Genomic DNA, 14,714 nt, shown 5'->3' with positions numbered 1-14,714 from the left:
GGCGCCGCGCCCCGCCGCGCGCGCCGAGGCGACCGCGATCCCGACGACGGCGGAGGTGGTCCGCTGATGGCGCGCCTGGAGGGCATCGGCGTCGGACAGGGCGTCGCGCACGGGCCGGTGGCCCGGATGGCGCCGGCTCCCGAGGCGCCCGCCGAGGACCAGTCCACGCTCACCGCCGAGCAGGAGACCGCCCGGGTCGAGGAGGCCGTCGCCGCCGTCGCCGAGGATCTGAAGGCCCGCGGCGAGGCCGCCGGCGGCTCCGCCCGCGACGTGCTGCAGGCCCAGGCCATGATGGCCAAGGACCCCACGCTGAAGAAGGCCGCGACCGCCCGCCTGGAGAAGGGGCTGACCGGCGAGTTCGCCGTCCACGACGCCTTCGCCGAGTTCCGCGCCACACTGGAGGGCATGGGCGGCTACATGGCTGAGCGCGCCGCCGACCTCGCCGACGTCTCGCAGCGGGTCATCGCCCGGCTGCGCGGACTGCCGGCTCCGGGCGTGCCGGCCCCGGGCCGCCCGTTCGTCCTCGTCGCCGAGGACCTCGCCCCGGCCGACACCGCGCTGCTGGACATGGACCAGGTGCTCGCCGTGGTGACCGTCCAGGGCGGGCCGACCTCGCACACCGCGATCCTCGCCCGCGAGAAGGCGATCACCGCCGTCGTGGGCGCGGTCGAGGCCGACCAGCTGCGCGACGGCGAGACGGTCATCGTCGACGCCGCCGACTCGGCGGTGCTCACCGAGGTCACCGACGAGCAGCTCGACGACGCCCAGCGCCGCATCGACGAGCGCGCCGCCGCCGTCGCGGCACCGGTGACCCCCGGGGCGCTCGCCGACGGCACCGAGGTCCCGCTGCTGGCCAACCTCGGATCGCCCGACGGCGCGGCCGAGGCCGTCGAGCTCGGCGCCGAGGGCGTGGGACTCTTCCGCACCGAGTTCCTCTTCCTCTCCGCCGACGAGGCGCCCGACGTCGCGACCCAGCGGGAGTCCTACCGGCGGCTGCTGGAGGCCTTCGCCGGCAGGAAGGTCGTCGTCCGGGCGCTCGACGCCGGGGCGGACAAGCCGCTGCCGTTCCTCACCGAGGAGGAGGAGAATCCAGCGCTGGGCCGCCGCGGGCTGCGTGCGCTGCTGGCGCACGAGCAGATCCTGCGCGACCAGCTCACCGCGCTGGCCGAGGCCGAGGCGGAGACTGAGGCCGACGTCTGGGTGATGGCGCCGATGGTCTCCACCGTCGCCGAGGCCGAGCAGTTCGTCGCGATCGCCCACGAGCACGGTCTGCGCACTGCCGGGGTGATGGTCGAGGTGCCGTCCTCGGCGTTGGTGGCCGAGCCCATCCTGCGGCACGCGGACTTCGCCTCGATCGGGACCAACGACCTGACCCAGTACACGATGGCCGCCGACCGGCTGCTCGGATCCGTCGCCGACCTGCAGGACCCGTGGCACCCGGCGGTGCTCCGGCTGGTCGGCGAGGTCGGCTCGGCCGGAGCGGCCACCGACTCGCCGGTGGGCGTCTGCGGCGAGGCCGCCGCCGACCCGCTGCTGGCCGTGGTGCTCGTCGGGCTCGGCGCGACCAGCCTGTCGATGGCCCCGGCCGCGCTCGCCGACGTCCGCCTGGAGCTGGGCCGACGCACCCGTGAGACCGCAGTCGCCGCCGCCCGGGCTGCGCTGGTGGCCGAGGACGCCGCCGGCGCCCGCGCCGCGGCCCATCAGGTCGCCCGCGAGGCCGCGCAGGGCTGATCCTGCTCGGTCGCGCCCTCGGGGCGGGGAGTCCGTTCCTCCCCGCTCCGCCGGCGTCCTGTCCCGCCCCGGGCAGGACCGACGCCGCTCCCACCCACCACCTCTGACTCGCACTGACACGAAAGGTCGACGATGACCACGACGACGACCGAACGCGGCTCGGCCCTGGGAGGGCTGCGCGTCGGCATCCAGAAACTCGGCTCCTTCCTCTCGGGCATGATCATGCCCATCATCCCCGCGCTCATCGCCTGGGGCATCGTCACCGCCGTGGTGGTGAACGTCGATGAGTTCACCGACGGCTGGGGACCCATCGACGCCTTCTCGACGATCGTCGGCCCGATGATCCACTACCTGCTGCCCATCCTCATCGCGGTGCAGGGCGGCAGGATGATCCACGAGATGCGCGGGGCGGTCGTCGGCGCGACGGCCACCTTCGGCGTCATCGTCGGATCCGACCACCTGATCGACCTGGTCAATGCCGCGCAGCCGGAGGGTGCCGACGACATCGGGCAGATCCACATGTTCATCGGCGCGATGATCATGGGCCCGCTGGCCGCCTGGCTCATGAAGACGCTCGACGGCGCCCTCGAGGGGCGTATCAGGGCCGGCTTCGAGATGCTGGTCAACATGTTCTCGGCCGGCGTCCTCGGCTTCGTGATGGCCGTCGTCGGCTTCTTCGGGCTGGCCCCGATCATCAACTGGATCATGGACGTGCTCGGCGCGGCCGTCGGCTACCTGGTCGACACCGGCCTGCTGCCGCTGACCTCGCTCATCATCGAGCCGGCCAAGGTCTTCTTCCTCAACAACGCCATCAACCACGGCGTCCTGACCCCGCTGGGCATCGATGCATCCTCCGGGGAGGCCGGCAAGTCCATCCTCTTCCTGCTCGAGGCCAACCCCGGTCCCGGCCTCGGCGTGCTGCTGGCCTTCTCCTTCTTCGGCGTCGGCGCCGCTCGGGCCACCGCCCCCGGTGCGGCCCTGATCCAGTTCGTCGGCGGCATCCACGAGGTCTACTTCCCCTACGTGCTGATGAAGCCGGCCCTTCTGCTCGCCGTCATCGGCGGCGGCGCCACCGGCGTGGCGACCAACGCCCTCTTCGACTCGGGCCTGCGTGCTCCGGCCGCGCCCGGCTCGATCATCGCCGTCCTGATCCAGACGGCCTCGGACAGCTACGTCGGCGTCGTGCTGTCGGTCATCCTCTCGGCCGCGGTCAGCTTCGCGATCGCCGCGCTGATCCTGCTCGCCGGCCGGAAGAAGGACCTGGCGAGCGAGGACGCCTTCTCCTCGGCGGTGGCGAAGACCGAATCCGCCAAGGGCAAGTCCTCGGCCGCGCTCTCGGGCCTCGCCGCGCAGGCCTCCGGCGGGACCGTCGTCGCGCAGAAGAAGATCGAGCGGATCATCTTCGCCTGCGACGCCGGCATGGGCTCCTCCGCCATGGGAGCCTCGGTGCTGCGCACCAAGATCAAGGACGCCGGCATCGAGGGCGTCTCGGTGACCAACAAGGCGGTGTCCGCCCTGCCGGGCGACACCGACCTGGTCATCACCCAGCAGCGGCTCACCGACCGGGCCAAGGGTCAGGAGCCCGAGGCCGTCCACGTCTCGGTGGACAGCTTCATGGACGCGCCCGAGTACGACGAGGTCGTCGAGATGGTCCGGCAGTCCGCGCAGGAGGGCGGCACCGAGCCGGCTGGTGCGAGTCCGGCCGATGAGGCGGAGCAGTCCGAGCCGGCTCAGGACGCCGGCGCGTCCGCCGGGGCCCCGGCCCAGGACGACGCCGGCGAGGTCCTCACCCTCGACCGGGTGCGCATCCACTCCGGCTCGGCCACCCAGCAGGAGGCGATGGCCGAGGCCGCCGACGTCCTGGTCTCCGCCGGTGCGGTCACCGAGGACTACCTGGCGGCGATGCAGGCCCGCGAGGAGACCGTCTCGACCTTCATGGGCAATGAACTGGCCATCCCGCACGGCACCGGCGACGCGAAGGACGCGGTCAAGGCCTCGGCCCTGTCCGTGGCCCGCTACGACGGCGGCGTCGACTGGGGAGGCCAGCAGGCGACCTTCGTCATCGGCATCGCCGGCGTCGGGGACGAGCACCTGCAGATCCTCTCGCGGATCGCGAAGCTCTTCTCCAAGACCGAGACCGTCGAGCAGCTGAAGGCCGCGACCACCGAGCGGGAGCTGCACGAGCTGCTCTCGTCGATCGAGCAGAGCTGAGGAGCGCGATCATGACTGATGCGACTGACACCATGCCCGTGCCGGCGGACACCGGGAACGCCCCGGCCTCCGGCACGGCGGTGCACTTCGGCGCCGGCAACATCGGACGCGGCTTCGTCGGGATGCTGCTCCACGAGGGCGGCTACGAGGTCGTCTTCTCCGACGTCGCCGCCGGGCTGGTCGACGCGCTGGCCGGGGCGGGCTCCTACACCGTCCACGAGGTCGGCGACGGAGGCGTGGACCGCGAGGTCTCCGGATTCCGCGCGGTGAACTCCGCGCAGGACCCGGAGGCCGTCGCGGAGGAGCTCGCCGTCGCCGCCGTGGCGACCACCGCCGTCGGCCCGACGGTGCTGCGCTTCATCGCCCCGCATCTGGTGGAGGGGCTGCGTCGGCGCGACGCCTCGGCGGAGCCGCTGCAGATCATGGCCTGCGAGAACGCCATCGGCGCCACGGACACGCTGCGCGAGCACATGGTGACCGCGGCGGCCGAGGCCGGCGCGGACTGGGAGGAGCTCGCGGCGAAGGCCGTCTTCGCCAATACCGCCGTCGATCGCATCGTGCCCGTCCAGCCCGACGGCGCCGGGCTGGACGTCACGGTCGAGCCGTTCTACGAGTGGGCCATCGAGCGCGGGCCCTTCGGCGAACGGCCGCCGCAGCTGCCCGGTGCGCACTTCGTCGAGGCGCTGGGCCCCTACATCGAGCGCAAGCTGTTCACGGTGAACACCGGCCACGCGGCGGCGGCGTACCTGGGTGCGCGCGCGGGTCTCGGCACGGTGGCCGAGGCGCTGGCCGACGCGCGGGTCGCCGCCGGCGTCGCCGCGGCGCTGCAGGAGACCTCGGCGGTGCTGCAGGCCGAGCACGGCTTCAGCGAGGCCGAGCTGGCCGACTACCGCGCCACCATCCTGCGGCGCTTCGCCAACCCCGGTCTGCCGGACACCGTCGGCCGCGTCGGTCGCCAGCCGCTGCGCAAGCTCTCCCGGCACGAGCGGCTCATCGGCCCGGCGGCCGCGGCCGCCGAGCGCGGGCTGTCGGTCGACGGGCTGCTCGCCGTCGTCGACGCCGCACTGGCCTTCCGCGACGCCGACGACGAGCAGGCCGCGGAGCTGGCGCGGATGCTCGCCGAGCTGACGTCGGCGGAGCTGGTCGCCCGGATCACCGGGCTGGAGGCCGAGCATCCGCTGGCGCCGCGGGTGCAGGAGCTGATGGCCCGCCACCGGGGCTGACGACCATCCCTTGGATGACTCCGTGGGAGATGTGGGAAAGTGCGCGTATTCCCACATCTCCCACGGAGTCATCCCGAGGAGGGGCGGAGCGGGGCGCAGGGCATTCTTTGCCCCGCCCGGTCCGAACGGCTATACTCTATTCCTGTTGTGCGTGTCCACCCCCGCGGGGACTCGTGTCGAGGCGGCTCAGTTGCATGGCCGGATGCCTCCACGAGCGGCAGGGGAAACCACGGGCCCGGCATCTTCTCGGTCCTCACCCGAGAAGCCGGACGGCGCACTCGCGAAGAAACAGTCGCCGACGCGCGGTGTCTCTCACACCATCGGGCGTCCGGCGAGCTGAACCGTAGAACACCGACCGAAGGCATCATCACCGTGCGTACGTACACCCCCAAGCCTGGCGACGCCGACGCCCAGTGGCACATCATCGACGCCACTGACGTCGTGCTGGGTCGTCTCGCCAGCCAGACCGCCGCCCTGCTGCGCGGCAAGCACAAGCCGACCTTCGTCCCCCACCAGGACATGGGCGATCACGTCATCATCATCAACGCCGACAAGGTCGCCGTCACCGGGGACAAGGCCTCCAAGAAGACCTACTGGCGGCACTCCGGCTTCCCGGGCGGCATCCGTTCGGCGAACTTCGAGCAGATGATGGAGCGCCACCCCACCCGCGCGGTCGAGCAGGCCGTCAAGGGCATGGTGCCCCACAACAAGCTCGGCGCGACTCAGCTGAAGAAGCTGCACGTCTACGCCGGCTCGGAGCACCCGCATGCGGCGCAGAAGCCGAAGCCGTACGAGATCTCCCAGGTCGCTCAGTAGTCCTGGCCACCCGATCACGAAACATTTTCAAGGAGAACCGTGGCTCAGAACACTGAAGAGCTGAACGAAGCCGAGGGTCTGTCGCAGTACACCTCGGAGTCCACCGGCCCCGCCGCCGAGGAGACCGCCGGCGAGACCGAGCGCGCCCCGCTGACCATCGGCGGCGCCGCCGTCGGCCGTCGCAAGCGGGCTCGCGCCCGCGTCCGCCTGGTGCCCGGCACCGGCCAGTGGACCATCAACGGCCGCAGCCTGGAGGACTACTTCCCGAACAAGCTGCACCAGCAGGAGGTCAACGACCCCTTCACCCTGCTGGGTCTCGAGGGCGCCTACGACGTCATCGCCCGCATCGACGGCGGCGGCCCCTCCGGCCAGTCCGGCGCGATGCGCCTGGGCGTGGCCCGCGCGCTCAACGAGATCGACCGGGACCACAATCGTCCGGCGCTGAAGAAGGCCGGCTTCCTGTCCCGCGACGACCGCGCCGTCGAGCGCAAGAAGGCCGGTCTCAAGAAGGCCCGCAAGGCCCCGCAGTACTCCAAGCGCTGATCATCGCATCCTCCACACGGCTTCGCCGTGCGGATCGACGAAGGCCCCGAGGACTCCGGTCCTCGGGGCCTTCGTGCGTCTGCCGGGAAGAGGAGCCGCACGGCGAGTCGTTGCCGGCTCGGCGATCCCGCCGCCTCGCCGCCCCCGCGCCGTGCGCGGCGCCGGCCCTCGGTCGGAGCTAGACTTGATCTCCATGGCACGACTCTTCGGAACCGACGGAGTGCGCGGGGTGGCCAACGAGCTGCTCACCGCCGAGCTCACCCTCAGACTCTCCCAGGCGGCGGCCGCGGTCCTCGGCGCCGACGTCCCCGAGGGGCGCCGCCCGCTCGCCGTCGTCGCCCGCGACCCGCGCATCAGCGGCGACTATCTCGCCGCCGCCGTCGAGGCCGGACTGGCCAGCTCCGGAGTGGACGTCCACGACGCCGGCGTGCTGCCGACTCCGGCCGCCGCCTTCCTGGTCGCCGACATCGACGCCGATTTCGGCGTGATGATCTCGGCGTCCCACAATCCGGCCGAGGACAACGGCATCAAGTTCCTCGCCCGCGGCGGGCAGAAGCTCGACGACGCCGCAGAGATGGCCATCGAGGAGCACATGGCGCAGGACCCGCCGCGGCCCACCGGCGGCGACGTCGGCCGCGTGCGGCGATTCGCCGACGCCGAGGACCGCTACCTGGTCCATCTGCTCGGCGCTCTGGACGGCACCCGGCTCGACGGACTGAAGATCGTGCTGGACTGCGCGCACGGCGCCGCCAGCGGCTGCTCGCCGCAGGTCTTCACCGACGCGGGCGCGGAGGTCGTGGTGATCGGCGCCGATCCCGACGGCCTCAACATCAACGACGGCTTCGGCTCGACCCATCTGGAGAACCTCCAGGAGGCGGTGGTCAGCCACGGCGCGGACCTGGGCATCGCCCACGACGGCGACGCCGACCGCTGCCTGGCGGTGGACCACGCCGGCGCCGTGGTCGACGGCGACGAGATCATGGGCATCCTGGCCGCCAAGCTGAAGGCGGAGGGCCGGCTGGCCGACGACACGCTCGTCGTCACGGTGATGAGCAACCTGGGCCTGAAGCTCGGCATGCAGGCTGCCGGAGTGCAGATCGTCGAGGCCGCCGTCGGCGACCGCTACGTGCTGGAGGCCATGCGCGCCGGCGGGTACTCGCTCGGCGGAGAACAGTCCGGGCACCTGATCCTCTCCGAGCACGCCACCACCGGCGACGGAGTGCTCACCGGTCTGCAGCTGGCCGCCCGCGTCGCCTCCACCGGGTCGTCCCTGCGCGAGCTCGCCGATGCGGCGATGACCCGCCTGCCGCAGGTGCTGGTCAACGTCAAAGACGTGGACAAGGCTCGGGTGAAGTCCCACGATGTGGTCCAGAGCGCCGTCGCCGATGTCGAGGGCCGACTCGGCGAGGCCGGCCGCGTGCTGCTGCGTCCCTCGGGGACCGAACCGGTGGTCCGCGTGATGGTCGAGGCCACCACTGCGGAGATCGCCCGTGCCGAGTCAGAGTCGCTGGCCGAGGTGGTGCGCGCCGAGCTCGCGCTCTGAGGCGTCAGGACCGGTCGCCGGAGGCTCCTGAGGCGTCGGCGTCGGTGGTGCCGGCGTCGCGCTGCTCGGCGAGCAGGTCGCGGATCTCATGGAGCACCTGGAGATTCGGGTCCGCATCCGCCGTGTCGTCCGCGGCCGCGAGGCCCAGTCGTCGCTCGCGCGCCTCGCGGTATCTGGTCATCGGCAGCACCACGGCGACGTAGACGGCCGCGGCGACCAGCAGGAAGTTCACCAGCGCCGTCAGCAGCATCCCGAACTGCAGCAGGTTGCCGTCGATCTCGACGACGGCGAACTCGTCGAAGCTCGGCGAGCCCACGAGCGCCGAGATCAGCGGCATCAGCACGTGCTCGACGAGGGCCGTGACCACGGTGCCGAAGGCGGCTCCGATGATGACGGCGACTGCGAGGTCGACGACGTTCCCCTTCATGATGAAATCTCTGAATCCGGTGAGCATCCTCCGATGCTAGCCGCCGAGCAGCGCCCGCGGGCCCCGGAACCACGGCACAGCCCCCGTCGCCATACCTGCCGGGGACTCGTCGGTCGGGTCGATGCACCGGTCCGGCGCCATGGCCTACGCTCGATCCATGGTCGCCCGCGTCGCCCTCCCTGCCCACACCTCCTCGACTCGACCCGTCTCCGTGCCGGCGGCGTGCGCGGGTCTGCTCGCCGGGCTCCTGGTGCTGAGCTCCTGTGCGGCGGCTCCGGAGGGCGGCTCGGGGGAGGGGGCGTCGGATGCGGCGCCGTCGTCGAGCTCGCCGTCGGATCAGGACTCGAGCCCGTCCTCCTCGGGCGGAGCCTCGTCGGCGCCGGCCTCGGACTCTGCCTCGAGCCCCGAGTCGGGGCAGGCCGCGGAGCAGTTCACGCTCTTCGCCGCCGGGGACGTGCTGCCCCACGGCAACGTCCTGGCCACGGCGCAGGACGGCGACGACGGTGACGACGGTGACGACGGATACGACTTCACCCCGATGATGGCCGGCATGGAGGACTGGGTCTCCGGCGCGGATCTGGCGCTCTGCGGCATGGAGGCCCCGGTGGCCCCGCGGGGTCAGGAGCCGATCGGCTACCCGGTCTTCGGCGCCCCGGCCTCCCTGGTCGCCGACCTCGCCGACCTCGGCTTCGACGGCTGCAGCACGGCCACGAACCACTCCATGGACCAGGGGATCGCCGGGCTCGAGCGCACGCTGGAGGTCTTCGACGAGCAGGGGCTGGGCCATGCGGGCACGGCCCGCAGCGCCGAGGAGGCCGGGGCTCCGCAGATCTACACGCTCGAACGCGGCGGGCAGGAGGTCACTGTGGCGCATCTCTCCGCCACGCGCCTCCGCAACGGGGCCCATGAGCTGCCTGAGGGGCGCGGCTGGGCGCTCGACGAGTCCTCGCCCGAGGAGCTGACCGCCCGCGCCCGAGCCGCCCGCGAGGCCGGGGCCGACATCGTCCTCGCCTCGGTGCACTGGGGCCGGGAGTACACCGACAGCCCGACGGCGGCGCAGCGCTCCTACGGCGAGGCGCTGGCCGCCGGCGGCGAGATCGACGTCGTGCTGGGCAGCCACTCGCACACGCCGCAGCCGATCGAGGTCCTCGACGGCGGTCCCGACGGCGAGGGCATGCAGACCGTCTGGTCGATGGGGAACTTCCTGACCAATCAGGACGAGGAGTGCTGCGTGCAGGCGACGGCCACCGGCGCGGCGGTGCTGACGACGATCTCCGTGCCCGAGGACGGCGATCCGCAGGTCACCGCCATGGACTGGACCCCGGTGACTGTGGATCGCGGCCCCGATGATGAGGGATCGCATCGGGGCATCTGGCCGCTGGACGAGCTCGTCGCCGACGGCGTCCCGGAGCAGCTGCAGCTCAGCGAGGAGCGGGTGCGCACCCGACTGGACGGCATCGTCGAGGTGATGGGCGAGCGGCGCCACCGCACCGCCCCGCCCGAGCCGACCGGGCCGGAGCCCGTGGTCGAGCCGCGCTCCTGAGCTGCGGGGTCGCGAGGCGGGCCCGGGCGAGGACGCCGGCGATGATGCCCTTCGTGCAGGGGCCGTCGGGGGCGGTCCGAGCCGCTCAGCCCTCGGCGTCGGGGTACTCGGCCGCGGCCGGCTCGCCCCAGTACTCCTCCAGCGTCACGCCGGCCCTCTGCACCGCCCGGGCGGTCTCGACGCCGACGTAGCGAAGGTGCCAGGGCTCGTAGGAGTAGCCGGTGATGTCGGCGTCGCCCTCCGGGTAGCGGATGACGAAGCCGTGCTCGGCGGCATGCTCGGCGACCCACCGCCCCTCCGCCGTGTCGCCGAAGCAGCCCTGCAGCTGGCAGTCATGGTTCGAGGTGACGTCGACGGCCAGGCCGGTCTGGTGCTCCGAGTAGCCCGGCCGCGCGGTGTACTCGTCGGCGACCTCGCGGCCCGAGGCCTCCAGTCGCTGATCGTACAGCGCCTTCTGGTGGCTGTAGGTGCGGTATGCGGTGGTCACCTGCAACGTGTGGCCCTGCTGCTCCGCGGCGGCGAAGAGCTCCTCCAGCGCGTCGGCGGCCTGCGGCCGCATCTCCTGGCCGGCGTAGACCATCTCGACGTCCAGGACGCGGACCTCGGGCTCATAGTCCTGCGGCTGCAGGGGGTTGCGCCGGTTGACCAGCACATGCTTCGACTCCGGATTCCGCGAGGCCGAGCTCACGGCGTCCTCGGCGGCGTCCTCGGCGGCGTCCTCGTCGGCGTCCGCGTCGTCCCCGTCCGCGCTCGCCGACGCCGAGGAGGATCCGGACGGTGAGTCTCCGGCGGAGCCGCTCGCCGCGGACCCGGAGGATGCCGTGGACGAGGAGGCTCCGGAGGAACCGTCGGAGGGCCCATCCGAGGCCGTCCCGGAGTCGGCGGCCGGATCCGGCGAGGCGTCGACCCCGCCGGCGACCAGCCGCCAGGCGCCGAGGCCCAGCGCGGCCGCCAGCACGAGGGCCAGCAGGGTCACCGCCAGGCGACGGCGGGCGCGGACGGCGGGCGAGGGTGATGCGGCCACAGCGGCCTCCGGGTCGACGAACAGGGTGCAGCAGGCCCCAGGCTAGACCATGGGGCCGAGGCCGGGCGCGCGCCTCAGACGGTGCGCCTCATACCTTGCGCAGCAGCACCCTCGAGACCGAGTGGTCGCGGCTCTTGCTCATCACCAGCCGCGCCCGGGAGCGGGTCGGCTGGATGTTCTCGCGCAGGTTGGGTCCGTTGATGCGGTTCCAGATGTCGGTGGCCCGCTGCACGGCCTCGTCGTCGGAGAGGTAGGAGTACTGGTGGAAGTAGCTCTCCGGGTTCGCGAAGGCCCCGTGGCGCCACCGCATGAAACGGTCCACGTACCACTGCTCGATGTGCTCGGGGTTGGCGTCCACGTAGATCGAGAAGTCGAAGAAGTCGCTGAGCGCCAGCCCGGTGGTCCCGTCGGCGCGGACCCGGGCCGGCTGCAGGACATTGAGCCCCTCGACGATCAGCACGTCGGGGCTGCGGATGACGACCTCGCGGTCCGGGACGATGTCGTAGTGCAGATGCGAGTACCAGGGGGCGCGGACCTCGGGCTTGCCGGACTTGACCTCCGAGACCATGCGCAGCAGCTTCCGTCGGTCATAGGCCTCTGGGAAGCCCTTGCGCTCCATCAGCCCGCGTCGGCGCAGCTCGGCGTTGGGGTGCAGGAAGCCGTCGGTGGTGACCAGCTCCACCCGCGGCGTCGACGGCCAGCGGCGCAGCAGCTCCTGCAGCACGCGGGCAGTGGTGGACTTGCCGACGGCGACCGAGCCGGCCACGCCGATGACGAAGGGCGTCCGCCGGGTGGTCCCGCCGAGGAAGTCGTTGGTGGCCGCGCGCAGATGGGCCGCCGACTCGACGTAGATGGACAGCAGGCGGCTGAGCGGCAGATAGACCTGGGCGACCTCCTCGAGCGAGAGGTGCTCGCCGATGCCGCGGAGCCGGTCGACGTCGTCCTGGTTCAGCGGCTGCTCCAGCCGGTGGGCCAGCCGGGCCCAGTCGCGGCGGGCCAGCTCGACGAACGGACTGTAGTGCTCGGAGCCGCCGGGCGCCGGAGAGCCGGCCCAGGGGGCGGTGCCGGCGACCTCCGCGGGGAGCGGTCCCGTGGGGTGCGGCTCGCTGGGGATCGGCGCCGCGGGGCGCGGATCGTCGTTCGGGTGCGAAGACACGGGAACACGATACGCTATGAGGCATGTGTGGAATCGTCGGCTACATCGGCCGCCCCGAGAAGACTGCTGACCATGCGGCGCTCGACGTCCTGCTCGAAGGGCTGCGCCGATTGGAGTACCGAGGATACGACTCGGCGGGCGTCGCGACCGTCTCCGACGGCAGCGTGGAGACCCGCAAGAAGGCCGGCAAGCTCGTCAATCTGGAGGGCGAGATCGCGGCCAGCCCGGTCGCGGAGTCCCTGGTCGGCATCGGCCACACCCGCTGGGCCACCCACGGCGGGCCGAACGACCAGAACGCCCACCCCCACCTGGGCGACGACGGCAAGCTCGCCGTCATCCACAACGGCATCATCGAGAACTTCGCCGAGCTGAAGGCCGGCCTGGCCGCCGACGGCATCAGCTTCACCTCGCAGACCGACACCGAGGTCGCCGCCCAGCTCATCGGCACGCACTTCGCCGGCGACGCCGCCGGGGACCTGACTGAGGCGATGCGCCTGGCCTGCGGCCGGCTCGAGGGCGCCTTCACCCTGCTCGCCGTCCACGCCGACCAGCCCGACCGCGTCGTCGCCGCCCGCCGCAACTCGCCGCTGGTGGTCGGCCTGGGCGAGGGCGAGAACTTCCTCGGCTCCGACGTCTCGGGATTCATCGACTTCACCCGCGAGGCCGTGGAGCTCGCGCAGGACCAGATCGTGACGATCACCAGCGAGGAGCTGCAGATCATCGGCTTCGACGGCCGGCCCGCCGAGGGTCGGCGCTTCACCGTCGACTGGGACGCCGCGGCCGCCGAGAAGGGCGGCTACGACACCTTCATGGAGAAGGAGATCAACGAGCAGCCCAAGGCGGTGGAGGACACCCTGCTGGGCCGCACCGACGCCGACGGCCGGCTGGTCCTGGACGAGATGCGCATCGAGGCCGAGGACCTGAAGACCGTGCAGAAGATCATCGTGCTGGCCTGCGGCACCGCCGCCTACGCCGGCACGGTGGCCAAGTACGCCATCGAGCACTGGACCCGGGTGCCGGTGGAGGTCGAGCTCGCCCACGAGTTCCGCTACCGCGACCCGATCATCGACGAGACGACGCTGGTCGTCTCCATCTCACAGTCCGGCGAGACCATGGACACCCTCATGGCCGTGCGCTACGCCAAGGAGCAGGGGGCCAAGACGCTGGCCATCTGCAACACCAACGGCTCGACCATCCCGCGCGAGTCCGACGCGGTGCTCTACCTGCACGCCGGCCCGGAGATCGCGGTGGCCTCCACCAAGGCCTTCCTGGCGATGATCGCCGCCTCCTACCTGCTGGGCCTGTATCTGGCGCAGCTGCGCGGCCAGCTCTTCCAGGGCCAGATCACCGACATCCTCGCCGACCTGCACAAGATCCCCGGCAAGATCCAGGAGATCCTGGACACCTCGGGGCAGGTCAAGCAGCTCGCCCAGGACATGGCCGAGACCCCGTCGGTGCTGTTCCTGGGCCGTCACGTCGGCTACCCGGTGGCGATGGAGGGCGCGCTGAAGCTCAAGGAGCTGGCCTACATCCACGCCGAGGGCTTCGCCGCCGGCGAGCTGAAGCATGGACCCATCGCGCTGATCGACGACGGTCAGCCGGTCTTCGTCGTCGTCCCGTCGCCGCGGGGCCGCGACTCGCTGCACTCCAAGGTGGTCTCCAACATCCAGGAGGTCCGCGCCCGCGGGGCGAAGACGATCACCGTCGCCGAAGACGGCGACGCGGCGGTCGAGGACTTCTCCGAGGCGGTCTTCCGGGTGCCCGAGACCCAGCCGCTGCTGATGCCGCTGCTGACCACCGTGCCGCTGCAGATCTTCGCCTGCGCGCTGGCCACGGAGAAGGGCTACGACGTCGATCAGCCGCGCAACCTGGCCAAGTCCGTCACCGTCGAGTGATCGGCCCGCGGCCCGCCTGCGGGCCGTGTGCCGAAGCCCGGGCGTCGCCGTGCGGGAGCGGATGTCGGGTGAGCGCGCCCGACGACCATGTCGAGGGAGGATCGCACGTGATCATCGGGATCGGCGTCGACGTCGTCGAGGTCAGCCGCTTCGGCGGCCAGCTGGACCGCGCGCCCGGGCTGCGCGAGAGACTGTTCACCGACGCCGAGCGACGGCTGCCGGTGCGCTCGCTGGCCGCACGCTTCGCGGCCAAGGAGGCCGTGGCCAAGGCGCTGGGAGCCCCCGCGGGGATGTCCTGGCAGCACTGCGAGGTCGTCGTCGACGACTCCGGGGCGCCGCGCGTGGCCGTCACCGACACGGTGGGCGCCGTCGCCGAGCGGCGCGGCGTCGCACGCTGGCATCTGTCGCTGTCGCACGACGGCGACGTCGCGACCGCGATGGTGGTCGCCGAGGGGAGGAGCTGACCATGAGCATGCCGATGAGGCGCAGGCCCGCGACGCGCACGACGGCGTCGAGGCCGCGGCCGACGCCCGCTCCCGCGCCGACCGCGCCCGGCGGAGCGGCCGGTGGAGCCGGCGGGGAGCCCCGGCGCGCCGAGGTGC

12 protein-coding genes are annotated in these 14,714 nt (G+C 72.2%); 9 read left to right on the top strand and 3 right to left on the bottom strand.

Annotation, left to right across the window (positions count from 1 at the left end):
• Nucleotides 1-66: 66 nt before the first annotated feature.
• The 6 genes from ptsP (at nt 67) to glmM (ending at nt 8,067) form a co-directional block, all read left to right on the top strand.
• Complete coding sequence (gene ptsP / locus GU5_RS0103320; RefSeq protein ID WP_010524164.1) at nt 67-1,731, top strand: phosphoenolpyruvate--protein phosphotransferase; 1,665 nt, start codon at nt 67-69, stop codon at nt 1,729-1,731.
• Between the two features lie 132 nt (nt 1,732-1,863).
• The gene (locus tag GU5_RS0103315; RefSeq protein WP_010524163.1) at nt 1,864-3,942 is read left to right on the top strand and encodes a PTS mannitol transporter subunit IICBA; all 2,079 of its coding nucleotides are present in this window, start codon (nt 1,864-1,866) and stop codon (nt 3,940-3,942) included.
• Nucleotides 3,943-3,974: 32 nt separating this feature from the next.
• Nucleotides 3,975-5,165 carry a mannitol-1-phosphate 5-dehydrogenase gene (locus tag GU5_RS0103310; protein WP_050806578.1) on the top strand — a complete coding sequence of 397 codons (1,191 nt, stop codon included), beginning with the start codon at nt 3,975-3,977 and terminating at the stop codon, nt 5,163-5,165.
• A gap of 372 nt (nt 5,166-5,537) precedes the next feature.
• A complete protein-coding gene (gene rplM / locus GU5_RS0103305; protein WP_010524161.1) occupies nt 5,538-5,981 on the top strand; it encodes a 50S ribosomal protein L13 in 444 nt (147 codons plus the stop codon).
• Between the two features lie 39 nt (nt 5,982-6,020).
• The gene (gene rpsI, locus GU5_RS0103300) at nt 6,021-6,524 is read left to right on the top strand and encodes a 30S ribosomal protein S9 (protein WP_010524159.1); all 504 of its coding nucleotides are present in this window, start codon (nt 6,021-6,023) and stop codon (nt 6,522-6,524) included.
• 193 nt (nt 6,525-6,717) lie between these two features.
• The gene (gene glmM / locus GU5_RS0103295; RefSeq protein ID WP_010524158.1) at nt 6,718-8,067 is read left to right on the top strand and encodes a phosphoglucosamine mutase; all 1,350 of its coding nucleotides are present in this window, start codon (nt 6,718-6,720) and stop codon (nt 8,065-8,067) included.
• Nucleotides 8,068-8,071: 4 nt separating this feature from the next.
• Here glmM and mscL read toward each other — a convergent pair whose 3' ends face one another.
• A complete protein-coding gene (gene mscL, locus GU5_RS0103290) occupies nt 8,072-8,521 on the bottom strand; it encodes a large conductance mechanosensitive channel protein MscL (protein ID WP_010524157.1) in 450 nt (149 codons plus the stop codon).
• A gap of 130 nt (nt 8,522-8,651) precedes the next feature.
• Here mscL and GU5_RS0103285 point away from each other — a divergent pair, with 130 nt between their 5' ends.
• Complete coding sequence (locus GU5_RS0103285; protein WP_139084299.1) at nt 8,652-10,037, top strand: CapA family protein; 1,386 nt, start codon at nt 8,652-8,654, stop codon at nt 10,035-10,037.
• A gap of 85 nt (nt 10,038-10,122) precedes the next feature.
• On the opposite strand, the gene GU5_RS13805 is transcribed toward GU5_RS0103285, so the two are convergent.
• Both GU5_RS13805 and coaA read right to left on the bottom strand, forming a co-directional pair.
• Nucleotides 10,123-11,061 (bottom strand): M15 family metallopeptidase, encoded by a 939-nt coding sequence (locus tag GU5_RS13805; RefSeq protein ID WP_010524155.1) that lies wholly within the window; start codon nt 11,059-11,061, stop codon nt 10,123-10,125.
• A gap of 88 nt (nt 11,062-11,149) precedes the next feature.
• Complete coding sequence (gene coaA, locus GU5_RS0103275; protein WP_010524154.1) at nt 11,150-12,217, bottom strand: type I pantothenate kinase; 1,068 nt, start codon at nt 12,215-12,217, stop codon at nt 11,150-11,152.
• A 23-nt stretch (nt 12,218-12,240) separates the two neighbouring features.
• Between coaA and glmS the strand changes: the two genes are divergently transcribed.
• Together glmS and GU5_RS0103265 are read left to right on the top strand one after the other, a co-directional pair.
• Nucleotides 12,241-14,112, top strand: a complete 1,872-nt coding sequence (glmS, locus tag GU5_RS0103270) for a glutamine--fructose-6-phosphate transaminase (isomerizing) (RefSeq protein WP_010524153.1) — start codon at nt 12,241-12,243, stop codon at nt 14,110-14,112.
• A gap of 107 nt (nt 14,113-14,219) precedes the next feature.
• Nucleotides 14,220-14,576, top strand: a complete 357-nt coding sequence (locus tag GU5_RS0103265; protein ID WP_010524152.1) for a holo-ACP synthase — start codon at nt 14,220-14,222, stop codon at nt 14,574-14,576.
• The last annotated feature ends 138 nt before the right edge of the window (nt 14,577-14,714 follow it).

Source organism: Nesterenkonia sp. F, from assembly GCF_000220985.1.
In the GTDB taxonomy this organism is placed as follows: domain Bacteria; phylum Actinomycetota; class Actinomycetes; order Actinomycetales; family Micrococcaceae; genus Nesterenkonia.
This window is presented reverse-complemented; position numbering and strand designations above follow the sequence as displayed.

Bases quoted from the DNA above. Each gene is read 5' to 3' on its own strand.
- glmS (WP_010524153.1), top strand. From the start codon at position 12,241: ATGTGTGGAATCGTCGGCTACATCGGCCGCCCCGAGAAGACTGCTGAC.
- ptsP (WP_010524164.1), top strand. From the start codon at position 67: ATGGCGCGCCTGGAGGGCATCGGCGTCGGACAGGGCGTCGCGCACGGG.
- mscL (WP_010524157.1), bottom strand. From the start codon at position 8,521: ATGCTCACCGGATTCAGAGATTTCATCATGAAGGGGAACGTCGTCGAC.
- glmM (WP_010524158.1), top strand. From the start codon at position 6,718: ATGGCACGACTCTTCGGAACCGACGGAGTGCGCGGGGTGGCCAACGAG.
- GU5_RS0103310 (WP_050806578.1), top strand. From the start codon at position 3,975: ATGCCCGTGCCGGCGGACACCGGGAACGCCCCGGCCTCCGGCACGGCG.
- GU5_RS0103285 (WP_139084299.1), top strand. From the start codon at position 8,652: ATGGTCGCCCGCGTCGCCCTCCCTGCCCACACCTCCTCGACTCGACCC.
- GU5_RS0103315 (WP_010524163.1), top strand. From the start codon at position 1,864: ATGACCACGACGACGACCGAACGCGGCTCGGCCCTGGGAGGGCTGCGC.